General features: G+C 55.8%; 17 protein-coding genes. 10 read left to right on the top strand and 7 right to left on the bottom strand.

The genetic code is table 11. The features are described from left to right. On the top strand, positions 1-1,179 hold the full coding sequence (locus tag FIV05_RS04615) for a DegT/DnrJ/EryC1/StrS family aminotransferase (protein ID WP_152508821.1): 1,179 nt from the start codon (positions 1-3) through the stop codon (positions 1,177-1,179). Between the two features lie 148 nt (positions 1,180-1,327). Next, positions 1,328-2,326, top strand: coding sequence for a glycosyltransferase family 10 (locus tag FIV05_RS04610; RefSeq protein ID WP_173013773.1), 999 nt, complete (start codon positions 1,328-1,330; stop codon positions 2,324-2,326). A gap of 35 nt (positions 2,327-2,361) precedes the next feature. Here the strand turns inward: FIV05_RS04610 and FIV05_RS32035 are convergent, their stop codons facing one another. Then, positions 2,362-3,042 (bottom strand): FkbM family methyltransferase, encoded by a 681-nt coding sequence (locus FIV05_RS32035; protein WP_152508819.1) that lies wholly within the window; start codon positions 3,040-3,042, stop codon positions 2,362-2,364. A 310-nt stretch (positions 3,043-3,352) separates the two neighbouring features. Here FIV05_RS32035 and FIV05_RS04600 point away from each other — a divergent pair, with 310 nt between their 5' ends. Together FIV05_RS04600 and FIV05_RS04595 are read left to right on the top strand one after the other, a co-directional pair. After that, positions 3,353-4,114: a glycosyltransferase family 25 protein gene (locus tag FIV05_RS04600; RefSeq protein ID WP_173013772.1), complete on the top strand. Its 762-nt coding sequence runs from the start codon at positions 3,353-3,355 to the stop codon at positions 4,112-4,114. 48 nt (positions 4,115-4,162) lie between these two features. Next, a complete protein-coding gene (locus tag FIV05_RS04595) occupies positions 4,163-5,020 on the top strand; it encodes an alpha-1,2-fucosyltransferase (protein WP_173013771.1) in 858 nt (285 codons plus the stop codon). Positions 5,021-5,068: 48 nt separating this feature from the next. Here FIV05_RS04595 and FIV05_RS04590 read toward each other — a convergent pair whose 3' ends face one another. The 3 genes from FIV05_RS04590 to FIV05_RS04580 are packed head-to-tail and all read right to left on the bottom strand — an operon-like array spanning position 5,069 to position 7,923. After that, positions 5,069-5,887 carry an FkbM family methyltransferase gene (locus FIV05_RS04590; RefSeq protein WP_173013770.1) on the bottom strand — a complete coding sequence of 273 codons (819 nt, stop codon included), beginning with the start codon at positions 5,885-5,887 and terminating at the stop codon, positions 5,069-5,071. A 37-nt stretch (positions 5,888-5,924) separates the two neighbouring features. After that, on the bottom strand, positions 5,925-6,986 hold the full coding sequence (locus FIV05_RS04585; protein WP_152508815.1) for a glycosyltransferase: 1,062 nt from the start codon (positions 6,984-6,986) through the stop codon (positions 5,925-5,927). Beyond that, positions 6,976-7,923: a glycosyltransferase gene (locus tag FIV05_RS04580; protein WP_152508814.1), complete on the bottom strand. Its 948-nt coding sequence runs from the start codon at positions 7,921-7,923 to the stop codon at positions 6,976-6,978. The genes FIV05_RS04585 and FIV05_RS04580 overlap by 11 nt, the downstream gene beginning before the upstream one ends. Positions 7,924-8,107: 184 nt before the next feature. Between FIV05_RS04580 and FIV05_RS04575 the strand changes: the two genes are divergently transcribed. From FIV05_RS04575 to FIV05_RS04550, 6 genes are all read left to right on the top strand, one after another. Beyond that, positions 8,108-9,736 carry a long-chain fatty acid--CoA ligase gene (locus tag FIV05_RS04575; RefSeq protein WP_152508813.1) on the top strand — a complete coding sequence of 543 codons (1,629 nt, stop codon included), beginning with the start codon at positions 8,108-8,110 and terminating at the stop codon, positions 9,734-9,736. Continuing rightward, entirely contained in the window at positions 9,726-10,544 is an 819-nt protein-coding gene (locus tag FIV05_RS04570) for an SDR family NAD(P)-dependent oxidoreductase (protein WP_152508812.1), read from the top strand. Before FIV05_RS04575 ends, FIV05_RS04570 begins: the two co-directional genes overlap by 11 nt. Then, complete coding sequence (locus FIV05_RS04565; protein WP_152508811.1) at positions 10,545-11,042, top strand: MaoC family dehydratase; 498 nt, start codon at positions 10,545-10,547, stop codon at positions 11,040-11,042. Then, positions 11,036-12,022, top strand: coding sequence for a nitronate monooxygenase family protein (locus FIV05_RS04560; protein ID WP_152508810.1), 987 nt, complete (start codon positions 11,036-11,038; stop codon positions 12,020-12,022). Before FIV05_RS04565 ends, FIV05_RS04560 begins: the two co-directional genes overlap by 7 nt. Positions 12,023-12,031: 9 nt before the next feature. Further along, positions 12,032-13,267, top strand: coding sequence for an acyl-CoA dehydrogenase family protein (locus FIV05_RS04555; RefSeq protein ID WP_152508809.1), 1,236 nt, complete (start codon positions 12,032-12,034; stop codon positions 13,265-13,267). Between the two features lie 235 nt (positions 13,268-13,502). Continuing rightward, positions 13,503-14,531 carry a phosphotransferase family protein gene (locus tag FIV05_RS04550; protein ID WP_152508808.1) on the top strand — a complete coding sequence of 343 codons (1,029 nt, stop codon included), beginning with the start codon at positions 13,503-13,505 and terminating at the stop codon, positions 14,529-14,531. Between the two features lie 107 nt (positions 14,532-14,638). Here the strand turns inward: FIV05_RS04550 and FIV05_RS04545 are convergent, their stop codons facing one another. The 3 genes from FIV05_RS04545 to FIV05_RS04535 form a co-directional block, all read right to left on the bottom strand. After that, positions 14,639-16,753 (bottom strand): 3-hydroxyacyl-CoA dehydrogenase NAD-binding domain-containing protein, encoded by a 2,115-nt coding sequence (locus FIV05_RS04545; protein ID WP_152508807.1) that lies wholly within the window; start codon positions 16,751-16,753, stop codon positions 14,639-14,641. Positions 16,754-16,852: 99 nt separating this feature from the next. After that, positions 16,853-17,317, bottom strand: a complete 465-nt coding sequence (tsaA, locus tag FIV05_RS04540; RefSeq protein WP_152504921.1) for a tRNA (N6-threonylcarbamoyladenosine(37)-N6)-methyltransferase TrmO — start codon at positions 17,315-17,317, stop codon at positions 16,853-16,855. Positions 17,318-17,363: 46 nt separating this feature from the next. Next, positions 17,364-18,272: a helix-turn-helix transcriptional regulator gene (locus tag FIV05_RS04535; protein WP_209009853.1), complete on the bottom strand. Its 909-nt coding sequence runs from the start codon at positions 18,270-18,272 to the stop codon at positions 17,364-17,366. Between the last annotated feature and the right edge of the window lie 33 nt (positions 18,273-18,305).

Raw genomic sequence — 18,305 nt, 5'->3', positions numbered from 1 at the left:
ATGAATTACCCACTTGCAAGTACAACTTGGGACGAGCGTGAATATGAGGCGCTTCAGCGAGTAATTGAGTCCGGCATTTTCACAATGGGGAAGAAAGTCGCTGAGTTTGAACAGGAATTTGCAAGGTTTGTAGGCAGCAATCATGCAGTCATGGTCAATTCCGGCTCTTCTGCAAATTTGCTCATGGTTGCAGCGTTGCGATATAGGTCGAACGCACCCATTCTGCCGGGCACGGAAGTAATTGTCCCCGCAGTGTCCTGGAGTACCACCTATTATCCCCTTTATCAGTATGGGCTGAAACTTAGGTTCGTTGACGTCGATGCCGAAACTCTAAATTACGACCTGGCACAGTTGGAAGAGGCAATCACGCCCGCAACTAAAGTCATCATGGTTGTAAATCTACTCGGAAATCCCAATGACTTCGCAGCTATAAACAAAATTGTCGAAGGCAGGGACATCTTGCTACTAGAGGACAACTGCGAGTCTTTAGGTGCACTGTTTGACGGTAAACAAGCTGGTACGTTCGGACTAATGGGAAGTTACAGTTCGTTCTTCAGCCATCACATCTCCACAATGGAAGGTGGCTTGATCACAACCGACGACGAAGAATTGTATCATATTCTTCTTTGCCTTCGTGCACACGGTTGGACGCGTAACTTACCTAAAGAAAATCATGTCGCCCCAATGAGCGATAATCCTTTCGAGGAATCGTTCCGGTTCATTTTACCTGGTTACAATGTACGCCCTTTGGAGATGAGTGGCGCAATAGGGCTCGAACAACTTAAGAAGCTTCCAGATATGGTGCTTGAGCGTCGGAGGAATGCTGAAAAGTTTCGTGATTTGATGGAAAAATACCCATTCCTGAGAATTCAACGGGAAATTGGCCAGAGCAGCTGGTTTGGGTTCGCATTCACCGTCAAATCAGACATGGGCTATGATAGAGGGCAGATCATTGCTGCAATGAACAAGTCAGGTATCGAAGTACGCCCTATCGTCGCCGGTAATTTTACAAAAAACCAAACGATGAAGTGGTTTGATTATTCAATTCATGGCGAGCTCAAAAATGCAAATGATCTTGACCAAAATGGTTTCTTCATTGGGAATCATCACTTCTCGCTATCGGATGAATTTGAAGTCTTGGATCGGGTTCTAACTGCGGTTGTTAACGGTCAAATTTAGTTTATTCTTGCAGAGGGTTGTAATTTGCAATTCAAGAAATGAGATTTGGTTCTCTAGATATTTTTGAGAATCGTAATATTAAACAGCTAATCGAAGTGTCCGCGAACTATCGTAGCGGTTTTGTCCTCAAACTTTTGCGGAGATATTGTTGATAAAAGCAGCTTTTGTGTCTTCGTCGGAAAAATGGGTTTGGACGCGTCAATTTCCCAATCTAGAACCAATCTGGAACAATGTTTATTTTGATTTTTCCAATAATTTGGAAAATTGTGATATACTTTTTGTGTTTGATGCATTGCCAATAAAATATTGCGGTAAAATTAAAGCTCGAAAATGCGTGTTTATAGCTTCAGAACCTCAGAACGTGAAAGTATATTCTTCAAATTTTTTGAGACAATTTGATCTCATCGTGACGACTGACAAGACTAGCCAACACCCAAATGCTGTCTATCAGCAGCCTGGATTGCCTTGGCATGTTGGTGTTTGGAGCGAATTCAACCGATTAAGTAATGTTCCACTTACCTTCGATTTTTTCAGTGACTACCAACCTAAGAAATCTAAATTGATCTCTGTAATTTCGTCAGATAAGGCGTTTACGGAGGAACATAGAGCGAGATTGCGCTTTGTGGACGCTCTTAAGTCTCATTTCGGAGATAGAATTGACTATTTTGGCCGGAACATTTGCTCGTTTACAGATAAAATGGAAGCTCTTTCACAGTATAAATATCATATCTCATTAGAAAACTGCGCAATCTTAGATTATTGGACCGAAAAACTCTCAGACCCTTTCTTAACTCTGACATACCCAATATATCACGGTTGTCCAAACGTAGATAACTACTTCCCAGAAGGCGCACTATCAAAAATCGACATTCGAGATACGGAAGAATCTATTTCGAAAATAGAGCGTATTATTAACTCGAGTTTAGCCGAAGAATCCGAAAATCTATTAAAAGAAAGTAGGCGAAGAGTCTTGTTTGAACACAATTTGTTTTCTGTTCTGGCAAAGATAGCTATCTCTTTAAATCAAGATGAATCCGGAGGTTACAAAAAACTTGAGTCGGAAAAGTTTTTCATAAAGAATACCTCAACTCTCAAACGATATCGTAAACGCCTATCGCGTAGGATTGTAAATTTATTAGGCGAGTAGCCAATTGTTGTTTACAGAAAAACAGTTCGATTGGATTAGTTGGAATTTTTCTGCCAATTCTCCCAAACAAACTCATAGCACCATGTTCTATGATGTGTTTTCGAAAGTTTCTCTGTGAGCGTGTTCCGCAGTTCTTTTGCATTATCTACAAAGTCATGAAACTGTACTTGTATATTTTCAAATTTTCCAATCAATCCCGACGAGATCATGTGATCTAGGAGTTGATATTCAGAGCCTTCTATATTTATCTTGATAAGATCGACATTCTTGATATGTAAAGAGTCGAAAACATCTGAAAATTTCTTAACAGTCACAGTTTCGATGCCATTCGCGTCAGATCTATGTAGTATGGATGAGCCGTCACCTTCATTGGAGAGGTTAAATCGACCGTTCTCGTCAGATAGTCCAAAATTAAAACAATGTACTTTTGAGTTTTGAGTAAACCTTTTTTCACATTTCTCAAAAAACTCAACACTAGGCTCGAACAAATAAACGTAGCAACGGTACCGAATGTTGATTTGGTTTGCAAAGTCACCTTGAAACCCTCCCAAATCAAATACGGTTGAATCCTCATTAAGTGGATATGATAATCTCAATGTCTCATCTCCCTTATCTCGAAACCACCGTTTTACTTCTGTAAGCGGCGCTTCATTCTCCGAGTTTTGAAGTGAAGATTGTTTACGAATAAGAAATAGACGTTTTATCCAGCTTAGCATTGCGAAAAATCTTCCTAGCGTTGAGCTTGATGTTATTATTGGAGGATGATTACACACAACTAACGCCTGAAGCAATTTCCTAGACTAGGCCTTAGCGCGACTGCAAATTTTATACAAAACCAAGAAATATGATCGACTATCCATTCTCCGACACGTTAAAATGGCGTTTTCAACAAATGTTTCGGATACGAACGCTATTTGGTGACATCCATATTTCAGTGTAACCTTTGTGTGAAGAAAGTGGTATGTATGAGCCGTTGTCGACAGGTATTAGTTGGTAGCAATTAACGAAATGGCACGGTCGCATCGAATGAAACAGCCCAAAACAATAGACACATATGTTGTAAACTTGGAGCGATCAGAAAAACGTAGATCTGAAATGTCTACGAAACTTGATGCATTGAACATTCCCTACGAGTTTTTTGATGCGGTTGATGGTCGAATCGAAAATCACCCCCTGTTTGTAAGATATAGTGAGCGTTCTGCGCTAAAGCATTATGGGTTCGAACTCGCACCTGGGGAACTTGGTTGTTATGCTAGTCATTTCCTTCTTTGGCAGCTCTGCGTTGAAAAAGATAAGCCAATTCTGATTTTAGAAGATGACATTGAGTTCAACTTTAATTTCAATTCAGCATATGAGCTTGCTGTTCAAAAAATTCACGAATACGGTCTCCTCCGTTTTTCCGGACACAAAATCAGAAAATATGCGATCTGCGAGCAAATAGGAGAACTGAAAATCGTTCGTTTTAAGCGAGGTCCGCACGGGACATCGTCATATGCTCTTTCACCACTTGCTGCAAAGAAGCTGATTAGTAAGGCTGAAGTTTGGTACGAACCGGTTGATGTTCATTTGGATAGGTTTTGGAGTCACGGCGTTGAGAGTTTCGGGATTCAACCCTTCCCTGTCTCGCACGGTGCTACTTCGGAGGTTGACTCCGAAATTTGGCAAGGAAAACGGCGCGGTAGTCGTCCAAAAGAATTTAAGAAAAATACTCGCTTCATTCGTTTGAATGACTCTTTGTGGCGATTTTTTGTAAACATTCCATATATAGGCCGTTGGAAACATAAATAGTTTTTCTAAATATCTGGAAAGAGACGTATCAAGGAAAGTATAAGTCAGTTGATTATTGTTCAAATAACTGGTGGCCTTGGCAATCAGATGTTTCAGTATGCTATGGGACGATCACTGTCTGAGCAGTCTAGCATGCCATTGAAATTGGATATTTCAAGTTACGAGAATTATAAACCTCATTCATTTTTACTTGATAGGTTAAACATAAAAGCTGAGATTGCTTCCAGAGAAGAAATTAATCAAGTAAAAAAGAAAAAGAGAGAATTTAAGTTTCCATTTACAAATCGCAGATCAATAAATTATGTGAAAGAAGAGGGCTTCACATTCAATCCCGAAGTGTTGAAATTGAAAACATCGACTTATTTTTCTGGATATTGGCAAAGTGAGAAATATTTTAAAAATATCGAAACCCATATCCGAAAGGAGTTTGTGCTTAAAAAAGAACTTGCTCAAAGCCGAGAGAAAATCTTTAAAGAAATACTGGCCTCCAGAAAACCTGTCTCTATTCACGTTAGACGGGGTGATTACGTTAGCAACGCGAAGGCAAACGCATTTCATGGAACGTGCGAACCTGAATGGTACGCTAAGGCAATACAAGAAATTAGAAAAAATTCAGTGGAGATTACACCAGTTGTTTTTTCCGATGACATTGATTGGGTTAAGAAAAATATTGAATTAGATTGCAATGTCATTTGGGTTGAGCCCGATGAAGACGGTCATGACTTCGAGGACATGTACCTAATGTCAGTCTGCCAAAACCACATTACTGCAAATAGTACATTCAGCTGGTGGGGCGCGTGGCTAAACCCTAATAAGGATAAGCGCGTAATTGTGCCTAACAAATGGTTTAACTCCCAATCGATGAAAACCATAGACTTGATCCCAGCTGGCTGGGAACGCCTTTAGATCAGATGTCATTTCTACTGTATACTTCAATATCTATTTATCTTAATGCTAATGTCTCACAAACAGCGCCGTCAGTCTCTTCGTTGAAATCTTTTCAAACCTGAACCCCCGCTCAACCAGAAAATGGCACACGGCTGGCAGTGTGGGTTCTTTGGTGAGGCCGCGTTCGGGGCCGCAGTCGACGCAGATGTATTGGACGCGGTCCAGGATCTTTGCAGCACCTTTGAGAATTTCGGGTTCTGCCCCTTCGCCTTCGATCTTCAGCAGTTTGATTGAACGGATGTCATTTTCTTCGCAGTAGTCGTCGAGTGTGGTCGTTTCGACCTCGACAACAGAGCCGTAGCCTGAAAACTCGATCAGAGAGGAATCGGCCGTGTCCGATTTTTCGTAGAATTTGAGCGTCGTCTTTTCGTGCCAGAGGGCCCGTTGTTCGACAACGCCATCCGGGTTGTTGAGCTGGCAGCAGGCTGCCTCGTCCCGGCCGGGTTCGAAGGCGATGTAGCGGATGGACTTGCCTTCAAGGCGCAATCCGAGGCCTATTTCGCCTATGTTCGCACCGCAATCGATGACCACGTCGCCGTCTGAAATCGTTGCCGGGTCGATGAAATAGTCGTCCAGAAGGCCCTTGGTTCTCGGCTGAACACCGTAACGGTAGAAGCCGACGCGCTCGCTATGAAGAAAGGAGATCTCCTGGCCCTTGTCGTCCCGAACGCGGAAGACCGGCTCATCTGAAACAACCTTGATGTTCCAGCGCTTCTTGCTCCGCAGCGCATTCGAGAAGGTGACATACCAATTGAAAAGCTTCGCGAAGGTGCGCCGGTTCGGGTGACGGACGATGAAATTGTATAATCTTTTTTTCTTTTTCATGTTCGCGCCTGCGTGGGTTGCCTTGCGGTAATCGGTATCAGCTCTCGAAAAGCAGTGTGGAATAGGTCTCGCAAATGGCGTCTTCGGAAAACTGGCCTTCAAGGCGGCGTTTGCCACCGTCAACCAATGCATTTTCCTGATCCGGCTTGCCGAGCAGCTGTTTGACCGACCCCACCAGCCCGTCAACATCCCCGCAGGGGGACAATAGCCCGGTCTTGCCGTGGTCGATCAGCCAGCTTGGGCCCGGCGAGGCGGTGGCGACAACGGGCAGCCCGGCGGTCCAGCCTTCCAGGACAACATTGCCGAGCGGTTCTTCGTCGGTCGGGCACAGCAGGATATCGGCAGCTTTCAGGAAAGGCGAGGGGTCGCGTTGCCAGCCGAGAAAGTGGACGCGGTCCTGAACGCCGAGGTTTGATGCCAGTGCCTTCATGTCGGACATCAGCTCACCGTCGCCGATCAGCCAGGCATGAACGGTCTCCGGCAGGCCGGCGACCGTTTGAATGGCAAGGTCGAAGCGCTTGCGTTCGACGAAACGGCCGAGGTGGATCAGCACCGTGGCGTCTTCCGGCGTGTTGTGGTCCGCCCGGTTGACCGGCTTCAGATCCGCGGGCAACGGATCGACGAAGTTGCTGATCACATGGGCACGTTCCGCAGGCCAGCCCATTTCGATGGCCTGGCGGATGATCTCCGGCGTGTTGCCGATCAGGTCCTCAACATTGCCATAGGTGTGGAAGCCGTCCGGCCAGTCGCCAAGGCGCAGGAAGGTGCGCATGCTGGGGCCGGGTTTCGGCATCCATTTGCTGGCCGGGCTCATCCAGCCCATGGTGGTACGCGCACCGAATGCCTTGATCTGGCGGGCAATGTCCCAGCGGATGACATGGCGTTTCAGGTGCGAGCGGCTGAAGGTCATCTCGCGCACATCACAGTGTCTGGCAAGGTCATCGCGCCAGGGCCGGTCCTTTCGAATGAAGGCGATCTGCTCCACGCCCCGCCGGGCAAGGGCGCCTGTCAGGCGCACGAAGAACCGTTCTGCCCCGCCATCAACGCCAAGATGAATATGGGCGAGTTTTTTCGGCTGCATCTGCGTGTCAGTGACCATCGATCACATCGTAGTAGTTATGCGCCCGGCCCAGAAGTCCGCGCAGGTTGCCGGAGCCTTTCATGAGACGGATCAGGCCATAGTAGAAGAGTTTCTCGCCGCGCTTTCTGGCGAAGGGTTTCAAGACGAAACCGACGATTGTCGCCAGCAGGCCGAAGAACATGCGCCGCAGGCTTTTGGGAATGAAATGCAGGGCGGCCTTCAGCCGGCCTTCGCGCAGCACGATGTTGAACGCGCCGGAAGTTGCCGCCATGTGCATGCGGCTCAGCAGGCGGCCGGTGGTGACGCGCGAGGCCGGAATGTCCTCTTCGACAAAGGCATCATCCACCCAGATCATCTTTGCGCCGGCCGCATGGGTGCGGCGGAAGAAGTCGATATCCTCGCTGCCGAAGGTCAGGCGTTCGTCGAACCGCAGGCCAAGGCCGTCCCGCGCGATGATACGGCCGCTCAGCAGAACGTTGTTGGTCGGTGCTTCGGTGATGATCGAGCCGGTCGGCCGCGGCTTCAGGAGCTGCGATTTCCACCAGTGCGGGGCCGGCTTTTCATAAATTCGGCGCACGGGCCCGTTGGCGACTTCGGCCTTGTGTTCCAGGCAGGCGGCCAGAAGTTTTTCGATCCAGTCCGGTTCTGCGCGTTCGTCGTCATCGATCAGCGCCACCCAGTCCGGATTGTGTTCCAGCGCCGCGTCCAAGGCCGTGTTGCGGGCAAAGGGAATGCCCTTGCGTTTTTCGTGATGGAAGAAAACCGGTAGAGACAGCCTCTTCTTCACATCTTCTGCTGCAGCACCTGTGAAATGCGGCACGGGATCGTTTTCCACAACGACGATCGCCATCTGCGTGTTCGCGGGCGCGATCAGATTGTCGAGGCTATCCAGGCACGCCTGCAGCATTTTCGGCCGCTGCGCGGTGCAAACGGCAATGACCAGTTTCTGGGTCATGAAGGGGTCTCAACCATTCCTCTTGGGTTGGGCAGGGTTTGGCGCATGTGCCTGCCGCTGTCAAAGGGTTTCGGGAAAAGCCATCTGAGGAAATTGACCTTTCCAGCGCGTCAGCCGCGCGCTAGGCTTCCCCTTCAACCCTTTGAGGGACCGTATGAAGCGGCCGTGTTCTGGGAGGAAACACATGAAGGGAATGATGATGCACCGTCCGCTGAAAATCGCGGACCTCATCACCTTTGCAGCGGATACCTATCCGGCCGGTGAGATCGTGTCCGTGAGGACGGAAGGCGATATTCACCGCACCACCTACAAGGAAACCGCCGGCCGGATCGCCCGGCTGGCTCATGGCCTGAAGGCACTCGGCATCGCTGAAAGCGACCGGGTGGCGACACTTGCCTGGAATGGCTACCGCCATTTCGAGCTCTATTATGCAATTTCCGGCATCGGCGCCATCTGCCACACCATCAATCCGCGTCTTTCGGCGGAACAGATGATCTATATCGTCAATCACGCCCAGGACCGGGTGCTGTTCGTTGATCTCACCTTCGTGCCGATCGTGGAAAAGCTGCGGCCGCATTTTCCGGCAGATCTGCGCATCGTCATCATGACGGATCGTGCGCATATGCCCGAAACGACACTGGAAGGTGTGCTCTGTTACGAGGAAATTCTTGACGGACAGCCGGGTGAAATGGACTGGCCGGATTTCGACGAGGACCAGGCCGCCGGGCTTTGTTACACGTCCGGCACCACGGGCAATCCGAAGGGCACGCTCTATTCGCATCGCTCCACGGTGCTGCATGCCTACGACATGTGCGTCACCATTCCCCGGGTCCTCAACGAGGGCTCGCGCATCTTGCCGGTGGTGCCGCTGTTTCACGTCAATGCCTGGGGCCTGCCTTATGGCGCGCCGCTTTCCGGCTCCAGCCTGATTTTTCCGGGCGGCGCACTGGACGGCAAAAGCCTGTTCGACCTGATGGACCGCGAAAAGGTCTTCTCCGCCTGGGGTGTGCCGACCGTCTGGATAGGTCTCATGAACGAGATCCGCCAGCGCGGCCGCATTCCCGAAGGCTTCGGCGATATCGTCGTTGGCGGATCGGCTGCCTCGCGCTCTCTGATCGAGGCCTTCGAAAAACAGGGCATCAACGTCTGCCATGCCTGGGGCATGACGGAAATGAGCCCGCTCGGCACCCAGTGCAACCTGCCGCCGGAGATGGCGGATCTGCCGTTCGACCAGCGCATCGACAGGAAGCAGAGCCAGGGGCGGCGGATCTTTGGTGTCGACATGAAGATCGTCGATGATGCCGGCAATCGCCTGCCGCATGACGGAACGACCCCGGGCCATCTCTATGTGCGCGGCAACACGATCACTTCCGGCTATTACGAGGATCCGGAAGCCTCGAAACCCGTGTTCGACAAGGAAGGTTGGTTCTGCACCGGCGATATCGCCGCCATCAGTCCCGAGGGTTTCCTGACGATCACGGACCGTTCCAAGGATCTCATCAAGTCGGGCGGCGAATGGATCAGCTCGCTCGATCTGGAAAACATCGTCATGTCCCATCCGGGCGTGGCGAATTGCGCGGTGATCGCGGTACCCGACGCCAAGTGGGACGAGCGTCCGCTGCTCATCGTTCAGCCGTCGGACGAAGCGCAGCCGCAGAAGGAGGAGATCCTCTGCCATCTGGCGGAACGGGTCGCAAAATGGCAGGTGCCGGATGACGTCGTCTTCGTCGATGCGTTGCCGATGACGGCAACGGGCAAGGTGTCGAAACTTACTTTAAGAAAACAGTTTCCGGAGGCACCGCATGACGCCTGATCGCTTGTTCGGCCTTGGCGGCAAAACGGCACTGGTCACGGGCGGCGCGACCGGGGTCGGCCGCATGGCCGCCGAGGGGCTGGTAGCAGCCGGTGCACGGGTGATGATCGCCAGCCGCAAGCCGGAAGCCTGCCAAGCGGCTGCCGAAGAGCTGAACGCGCTCGGCTATTCCGGAAAGGCGGAAGGCTTTGCCGGAGACGTTGCAACGGAAGAAGGTGTTGCAGCGCTGGTGGGCGAAATCGGCAAGCGCGCAGGCAGTCTGGAAATTCTGATGAACAATGCCGGCACAAGCTGGGGCCAGCCGCTTGGCGACTTTCCCTATCATGCCTGGGAACGGGTGATGCGGGTCAATGTCACCGGGTTGTTCCAGCTGACGCAAGGCCTTTTGCCGCTTCTGGAAGCTGGCGCGAGCGACGACGATCCTGCACGGGTTGTCAACGTCGGCTCGGTCATGGGGGAAACGGCCCATGGCGACAGGGCCTACAGCTATGCGGCCTCCAAGGCTGCTGTTCATCATCTGACGCGGATCCTCGCCAAGGAGCTGGCGGCACGGCGCATCACAGTCAATGCGCTGGCCCCGGGACCTTTCGTCAGCAACATGACGGCCTTTGCAACGGCGGACGAGGATGTTCGCTCGCGCGTGGGAGCCCAGGTGCCACTCGGCCGTGTCGGCCGACCGGAGGATATCGCAGCCGCCATGCAATATCTGTGTGGGCGAGGCGGGGCCTATATCACCGGTGCCATTCTGCCCATCAGCGGCGGCATCAATGTGGAAACCGGGCCTGACCTCTTCCAGGAGGCCTATTGAGTGAGCGCTGATACGTTGCCACGCACCCTTGCCGCAAGCGAGCTGGAAACGCTTGTCGGAACGGAGGTTGGCGTGTCCTCCTGGTACCTGATCGACCAGGCCAGGATAGACGCTTTTGCCGAAGTGACGCAGGACCACCAGTTCATCCATGTTGATCCTGAAAGGGCGGCGGAAACACCGTTCGGCGGCACCATTGCGCACGGCTTTCTGACGCTGTCGCTGCTTTCCGCGATGGCTGTCGAAGCCCAGCCGAAGATCGAAGGCGCCACGATGGGCATCAATTACGGTTTCGACAAGGTGCGCTTTCTTGCGCCCGTCAAAGCAGGCAGCCGGGTCCGCGGGCGGTTTGTCCTCGCCCGTCTTTCAAGGCCGAAACCGCAGGAGGTCGATATCGTCTGGCAGTCGACGGTGGAGATCGAGAACGGCAAGCGGCCTGCGCTGGTCGCCGAATGGCTCAACCGGTTCTACCTGGAAGGAGAGGCAGACAAATCATGTTGAAGGCAAGATCCCTTCCCAAGGCGCTGCAGGACCTGAGGCTTCCGGCCGTCGCGGCGCCGCTTTTCATCGTGTCCTGTCCGAAACTGGTGATTGCCCAGTGCAAGGCCGGCATTGTCGGCAGTTTTCCGGCGCTCAACGCGCGCGACGAGCCCGGCGGCCCGGTGGTTCTGGAAGCCTGGCTGAAGGAGATCACCGAAGAGCTGGACCGGCACAACCAGGAAAATCCGGATCGGCCTGCCGCGCCTTTTGCGGTCAACCAGATTGTCCATCGGTCCAACGAGCGGCTGGAGCGGGATGTCGAGATCTGCACGCGGTGGAAGGTGCCTGTCTGGATCACGTCCATGGGCGCGCGGGTCGAAGTGAACGAGGCGGCCCATTCCTGCGGCGGTATCGCCCTGCATGATGTCATCAACAACACCTACGCAAAAAAGGCCGTCGAAAAAGGCGCCGACGGGCTGATTGCGGTCGCGGCAGGGGCGGGTGGCCACGGTGGACCGCAGTCGCCTTTCGCGCTGGTGCGCGAGATCCGGGAATGGTTCGACGGTCCGCTGCTTCTGGGCGGGGCCATCTCCACCGGCGAAGCCCTGCTGGCGGCCCGCGTTCTGGGCGCCGATCTCGGCTATGTCGGCTCGCCCTTCGTTGCGACGGAGGAAGCCAACGCGGACCGGACCTACAAGGAGATGATGGTCGCAGGCGGGGCCGAGGACGTGCTGACATCTTCGCTCTTTACCGGGCATCCTGCCAACTACCTGAAAGGCTCCATTCGCAAGGTCGGTCTTGATCCCGATCATCTGCCGGACGAGTGGGATGTCAGCGTCGTGCCGGACGACAGTCCCAAGCCGAAGGCCTGGCGGGAAATCTGGGGCGCTGGCCAGGGCATCGGAGCGATCAAGTCCGTCGGGCCGGCAGCCGCCGTGGTCGAGCGCCTGGAAACCGAATACCGCTCCGCCATTGAGCGGCTGCGCGCCGATATCTGTTAGGGGGAAGTGATGGATCTTGGAATGACCGACCGGGTGCGGCCGCTGATCGAGCAGGTGCGCCAGATGGTGGAAACCGAAATCGCTCCTCTCGACCGGGAATATCACGAGGAAGTCGGGCGTCACCCGTCCGGTGATCGGTTCCGGATGACGGATCGCCAGCTTGAAATTCTGAACAGCCTCAAGGCCATGGCCAAGGAACGCGGGCTCTGGAATTTCTGGCTGACGGACAGCGAAAAGGGCTTCGGCCTGACGACCGTGGAATATGCCTATCTGGCCGAGGAAATGGGCAAGGTCGGCATTGCCGCGGAAGTCTTCAACTGCAATGCCCCCGACACCGGCAATATGGAAGTGCTGGAGCGCTACGGCACCGAGGCGCACAAGGAAAAGTGGCTGAAGCCTCTGCTTCGGGGCGATATCCGCTCGGCCTATCTGATGACAGAGCCCGATGTTGCCTCCTCGGATGCCACCAACATCGCGCTGACGGCTGTGCGCGATGGCGATGCCTGGGTGCTGAATGGCGACAAGTGGTGGGCAACGGGTGCGGGCGATCCGCGCTGCGCGCTCTATATCGTCATGGCCGCAACCGATCCGGACGCCCACAAGCACAGCCGCCATTCCATGTTCCTGATCCCGGCGGATGCCGAGGGCATTGAAGTGCTGCGGCCGATGCATGTCTTCGGCGCCGACGATGCGCCGCACGGCCACATGCACATCCGCTTCACCAATGTGCGGGTGCCGCAGGAAGACCTCGTGCTGGGCGAAGGTCGGGGTTTCGAGGTTGCACAAGGACGCCTTGGTCCGGGCCGCATTCACCACTGCATGCGGGCCATCGGCCAGGCGGAAAAGGCGCTGGAACTTCTGTGCAGGCGAGCCATGGGCCGGGAGGCCTTCGGCAAGAAGCTGATGGATCTTGGCGCCAATTACGACATCATCGCCAATGCGCGCATGGAAATTGAAATGGCCCGTCTGCTCTGCCTCAAGGCAGCCTGGGTGATGGACACGCAGGGCACCCGCGCCGCGCAACCATGGATCAGCCAGATCAAGGTGGTGGCGCCGCTCACCGCCCTGAAGGTTGTCGACGAGGCCATGCAGGTGCATGGCGCCGCCGGCATCAGCCAGGATTTTCCGTTGGCGGCCATGTGGACCCACCTGCGCACCCTGCGCTTTGCCGATGGTCCCGACGCCGTCCACCGTCGCCAGGTTGCGCGCACGGAGCTGCGGAAATATTCCAACGGGAAGCTGTGAGGATGGAGTGTCCGCTGCAGGTGAAGCGGCTCTCCGAAACAGAGACCCCGTCCACCCCTTTCCTCATCCTGAGGAGCCGCCCTTGCGGCGTCTCGAAGGATGGGCCCCTTGCTCCAGTGTTTGCCGCCCATCCTTCGAGACAGCGCTGCGCGCTTCCTCAGGATGAGGAGGTGAGGAAGACAACGGCCGATGGACTGGTTCAAGGAATGGGTTTCACCACACGGACATCCCGCTCATGACCCCGGGCACGGACCTCGACCTCACGGCCCTAAGTAGCTGGCTGGAACGGTCCCTTCCCGGCTTCAGGGGCCCGCTCAAGGCCGAGAAGTTCAACCGGGGGCAGTCCAACCCCACGTTCCGGCTCAGCGCAGCGTCTGGTGACTATGTCCTTCGCCGCAAACCACCCGGTGTGCTGCTGAAATCAGCGCATGCCGTCGAGCGTGAGTTCCGCGTGCAAAAGGCGCTGGCCGGGTCGGATGTGCCGGTCGCCCGCATGCATGTTCTGTGCGAGGACGACAGCGTGATCGGGTCTGCGTTCTACGTCATGGATCTCGTCCGGGGCCGGAATTTCGATGAACCGCGATTGCCGGATCTGGATCCGCAAACACGGCGCGGCATCTATGACGAGCTGAACCGCGTCCTGGCGGCCATCCATGGCATTGATCTGGAAGCGCGCGAGCTTGCCGACTACGGCCCCGGCGGGAATTACTACCGCCGCCAGATCGACCGCTGGACCAAGCAATACCGGGCAAGTGAAACCGGCCCTATTCCCGCGATGGACGAACTCATCGCCTGGCTAGACACCAATGTGCCCGAAGACGATGGACGGCGCACACTGGTGCATGGCGACTATCGCATCGACAACCTCTTGTTCGCGGTAGATGGGCCAGCCTGCGTTGCCGTGCTCGATTGGGAGCTGTCGACCATCGGTCATCCGTTTGCGGATCTGGCAGCCTTGATCATGCAGTGGCAGCACCCGCCCGGCACCGAAGGCCGGGGGCTGGCCGGCGTTCACCGGAAGCCGCTGGGCATTCCGGAAGACCAGGACTTCATCGACGCTTACTGCGCCCGCATGGGGCTCACCGGCATTCCGGGTTTCGGTTTCTACCTGGCCTTCGCCTTCTTCCGCATGGGGGCGATCCTTCAGGGCGTCAAGAAACGCGCCCTCGACGGAAATGCCTCCAATCCGGAGCTCGGCCTGAAGCTGGGCGAGAGCGTTCCGCACTACGCCGCTGGCGGCTTGAAGGCGGCCCGACAAGGCTAGACACCTTCCAGAAAGCCGCAAGAGCTCGTCCGGGGTGACATCTTGTGTGGTGGCGTATGCTTTTACCCATCAACACCACGCGCAGCGGCGCGGCTTGCCGCTCTTGGTCACCCCTTCGCGTTCATCTCCGCAAAGGTTCCGCCAGTTTCGGCGATCTGCCGCAGGAGAGCCGGGACTTTCCAGTAGTAGGCGTCTTCCCTGGCATACTCTTCGATCCGGCGAACCAGTTCACCCGCGCCGATGACATCTGCCGTGTGCAGCGGGCCGCCGCGGAAACGCGGGAAGCCGTAGCCGTTGAGGAAGACGGCGTCGATGTCTATGGGGCGAAGGGCGATGCCTTCCTCCAGAACGCGCACGGCTTCGGAAATCATCGCGGTCATGAAGCGGCTGACGATTTCATCTTCCGTGAAGTTGCGCGGTGTGACACCGGCCTTCTCCCGTTCCGCGTCGATGATCGCGAGGGCTTCCGGGTTCGGCCGGGAACCCTTATCATCGTAGATGTAGAAACCCTGACCGGTCTTGCGTCCGAACCAGCCGTTTTCGCAAAGACGGTCGGCAATCGGAATGTAGCGTTCCTCGGCGGGTCTGGTGGCGGCGCGGCGCTTGTTGGCTGCCCAGCTGATGTCGAGCCCGGCAAGGTCGGCCACCTGGTAAGGCCCCATGGCAAAGCCGAAGCCGCGCATGGCGGTGTCGATCTGTTCCGGCGACGCACCATCCATCATCATGTAATCGGCTACCTTCTTGTAGAAGGTCATGATGCGGTTGCCGATGAAGCCGTCGCAGACGCCCGAGCGCACGGCGATCTTCTTCAGTTTCCTGGCCAGTGCGAAGCCGGTCGCAACCACGTCGTCGCCGGTCTTGTCGGCAACCACCACTTCCAGAAGCCGCATTACGTGGGCGGGCGAGAAGAAGTGCAGGCCGATGACATCCTGCGGACGGGAGGTCGTCGCGGCGATCTCGTTGATGTCGAGATAGGAGGTGTTGGACGCAAGCACGGTGCCCGCCTTGCAGACCTTGTCCAGCGTCTGGAAGATGTCGCGCTTGACACCCATGTCCTCAAAAACGGCCTCGATGACGAGATCTGCATCCGATAACGCACCAAGATCCGTCGAGGTGCTGAGTTTTGCGGCCAGAATGTCGTCGCGGCCAGCTTCCGAAAGCTTGCCGCGTTTGACCGCACCGTCAAGGTTCCTGGTGATCGTCGCGACACCGCGGTCAAGTCCGTCCTGGTCGCGTTCGGTCAAGGTTACGGGCAGGCCGGCCAGCAGGATGGCAGTTGCGATGCCGGAGCCCATGGTGCCGCCGCCGATGACACCGACAGAGTTGATCTCGCGCGCGGTTGCGGTGGCTTCGGGGATCTTGGTGACGGCGCGTTCGGAAAAGAAGGCGTGGATCAGGCCGGCCCGCTGCGGGCTTGCCATGCATTCCTCGTAGAGCCGGCGCTCTTCCTTCATGCCGTCGCGGATCGGCAGGTGGCAGGCTTCAACGGCATCGACACATTTGTGCGGCGAGAACAGCAGCGGCTGGCTTTTGGCAAGCTTTGCCCGCATCGCCTCAATGGCGGCGGGATTCGGTTCGGCGGTCAGATCGCCCGTCTTGCGGTTCGGCAGATTACCGGCCAGAAGATCCTTGGCGGAGGAGACGGCAACGTCACGCGGATCGCCTTCAACGATCCGGTCGATCAGGCCGTTGGCCAGGGCCTCGTCGGCACCCATAGGCTTGCCGCTGGTAATCATGTCGAGAGCCGTCGCGATGCCGGCAAGCCGGGGGGCACGCTGGGTGCCGCCGGCGCCCGGCAGAATGCCGAGCGTCACTTCCGGCAAGCCCACCTTGGATCCCGTCAAGGCTACGCGGGCGTGGCACGACATGGCAACTTCCAGGCCGCCACCAAGCGTGGTGCCGTGCAGGACGCAGACGATCGGCCTGGAGGCGCTTTCGATGAAGTTACACAGTTCGGGCAGCCACGGGTCGAGCGGCGGCTTGCCGAATTCCCGAATGTCGGCACCGGCAATGAAGGTCCGTCCCTTCGCATAAAGCGCGATCACCTCGATGCCGTCGGTCTGCTGCAGGGTTTCCACTGCCTGCCACAAGCCGGAGCGGATCGCGTGGGAGGCAGCATTCACCGGCGGATTGTCGAGAGCGATGAGGCCGACAGAGCCGTTGATCTCGATCGAGACGACGTCGTTGATACCGGTTTCGCCGGCAGGGGTTTCCGTAGGCATGAATTCCTCCCAGTGCGCCAGTCGGGGCGCGAATTTTGGGCCGGATTGTCAGGTCCGGGCAGAGCTTGTCAAGGTGACCGAAGAGGGCAAGTGAAGTGTTCAGTCCTTGGGCGGTGCTTTCGGTGTGAAAGCACAGCGGTCAGGTTTCAGGTCGATAAGCGGGGTGCCGTCGAGGCAGTCAAGCCCGCGCACGATCAGGTTCGGACCATCGACGGAAACGAGTTTTGCCAGAACGGTACCGATCGGGTTCGGCCGGACGGGTGAGCGCAGGGCAAAGGTACCGAAAATGTTGTCGCTATGTGCCGGGTTCTGGACGATGAGATCCCGCCGGGCCTTGTCGAGCCAGTAAAGCAGTTCAATCTTGTCGTATTCTTCGATGCCCTTCAGTGCCGGGACCCAGGGCTCGAAAATCTCGATCCGGCACTCCGGTCCGTCCACCTTGCCCTGGCGCGGGCAATCCTTGCGGTCCTTCCAAGGGGTGTGGATCCTGCCGATGAAGAAGAGCCTTGCATCGTCCGGTTCCTGGATCGGAACCGAAATTTCATGCGGGCGGATATCGCTCATCGTTGTCTTTCCTGAATGTATGCCGGAACACTGAAGGCGGCGCGGGTCAAGCGGACAACCAGCGGACGGCGCCGTGGCCGGCCAGGTCATAACCGCCGAGCGCCGCGGCCTTGTCCCGGAACTCTGACGTTCGTGCAAATTCGAACAGCATCTGAACCGGCGGGGTGAAAAAGGAGCGCCGGTCGATAAGCAGGTCGAAGCATTCCTCGGCCAGCGGCACGAAGGCCAGCTTGAAAGGTCTTGCCGCGGTTTCGATGCCGAGCGCAGCATCGGCTTCACCGGCGGCAACGGCCGACGCCGCATCGTTTTCCGTGTGGGCGGTGGCAGGGCCGGTGGTCAGATCTGCTTCGCTCAGGCCGGCATCGGCAAGCAATCTGGAAAACAGGAGGGCAGTGCCGGTGCCCGGCTGGCGCATGGCAACGCGCCTGCCTTTCAGATCGGCAACGGATCGAACAGTCGGTGCAGCCTCCCGGGAAACCAGAAGACCGCGTTTGCGGGATGCCCAGCTGATCAAGACCGCGTCCTTCAGGCCCAGTTCGCTGATTGACGCGATATTCCAGCCGTTTTCTTCCGGCAGATGCAGGCCGGCAAGGGCGGCGTCTCCGGCGACAAAGCGGTTCAGACCGTCCGCGCTGCCGTTGCACAGCATGGCCAGTCCGCATCCGGAAGCATGAACCGCCCAGTCCAGCAGGGGGTCGTGTGATCCGGCCAGAACACCCGGGCGTTCCGGTGTCGCGGCGGCAGTCGGACCTTCGATCCAGGACCGCAGTTCGGCTGCGGGAAACAGGAGTTTGCCCGTGATTCGCCGATGCGGGATCTCGTTGGCGGCGGCAAGGTCGTAAACCTTGCGTTCCTTGACCCGCAAAAGGTCGGCCACTTCCTTCGTGGTCAAGAACTGAAGCTGCTGTGTGCCGGTGTCGTGCAAGGTGTTGCCCATGATTGATTCGAGGGACATTATCGGAGGAACTTCCGGAGAGACAAGACTGTC

The organism is Labrenzia sp. THAF191a (genome assembly GCF_009363335.1).
Classification (GTDB): domain Bacteria; phylum Pseudomonadota; class Alphaproteobacteria; order Rhizobiales; family Stappiaceae; genus Roseibium; species Roseibium algicola.
This window is presented reverse-complemented; position numbering and strand designations above follow the sequence as displayed.

What these genes read in the sequence shown, in the direction of transcription:
- FIV05_RS04570 (WP_152508812.1), top strand. Translation starts at nt 9,726, where the DNA reads ATGACGCCTGATCGCTTGTTCGGCCTTGGCGGCAAAACGGCACTGGTC.
- FIV05_RS04580 (WP_152508814.1), bottom strand. Translation starts at nt 7,923, where the DNA reads ATGACCCAGAAACTGGTCATTGCCGTTTGCACCGCGCAGCGGCCGAAA.
- FIV05_RS04535 (WP_209009853.1), bottom strand. Translation starts at nt 18,272, where the DNA reads ATGTCCCTCGAATCAATCATGGGCAACACCTTGCACGACACCGGCACA.
- FIV05_RS32035 (WP_152508819.1), bottom strand. Translation starts at nt 3,042, where the DNA reads ATGCTAAGCTGGATAAAACGTCTATTTCTTATTCGTAAACAATCTTCA.
- FIV05_RS04550 (WP_152508808.1), top strand. Translation starts at nt 13,503, where the DNA reads ATGACCCCGGGCACGGACCTCGACCTCACGGCCCTAAGTAGCTGGCTG.
- tsaA (WP_152504921.1), bottom strand. Translation starts at nt 17,317, where the DNA reads ATGAGCGATATCCGCCCGCATGAAATTTCGGTTCCGATCCAGGAACCG.
- FIV05_RS04575 (WP_152508813.1), top strand. Translation starts at nt 8,108, where the DNA reads ATGAAGGGAATGATGATGCACCGTCCGCTGAAAATCGCGGACCTCATC.
- FIV05_RS04600 (WP_173013772.1), top strand. Translation starts at nt 3,353, where the DNA reads ATGAAACAGCCCAAAACAATAGACACATATGTTGTAAACTTGGAGCGA.
- FIV05_RS04560 (WP_152508810.1), top strand. Translation starts at nt 11,036, where the DNA reads ATGTTGAAGGCAAGATCCCTTCCCAAGGCGCTGCAGGACCTGAGGCTT.
- FIV05_RS04555 (WP_152508809.1), top strand. Translation starts at nt 12,032, where the DNA reads ATGGATCTTGGAATGACCGACCGGGTGCGGCCGCTGATCGAGCAGGTG.
- FIV05_RS04545 (WP_152508807.1), bottom strand. Translation starts at nt 16,753, where the DNA reads ATGCCTACGGAAACCCCTGCCGGCGAAACCGGTATCAACGACGTCGTC.
- FIV05_RS04590 (WP_173013770.1), bottom strand. Translation starts at nt 5,887, where the DNA reads ATGAAAAAGAAAAAAAGATTATACAATTTCATCGTCCGTCACCCGAAC.
- FIV05_RS04615 (WP_152508821.1), top strand. Translation starts at nt 1, where the DNA reads ATGAATTACCCACTTGCAAGTACAACTTGGGACGAGCGTGAATATGAG.
- FIV05_RS04585 (WP_152508815.1), bottom strand. Translation starts at nt 6,986, where the DNA reads ATGGTCACTGACACGCAGATGCAGCCGAAAAAACTCGCCCATATTCAT.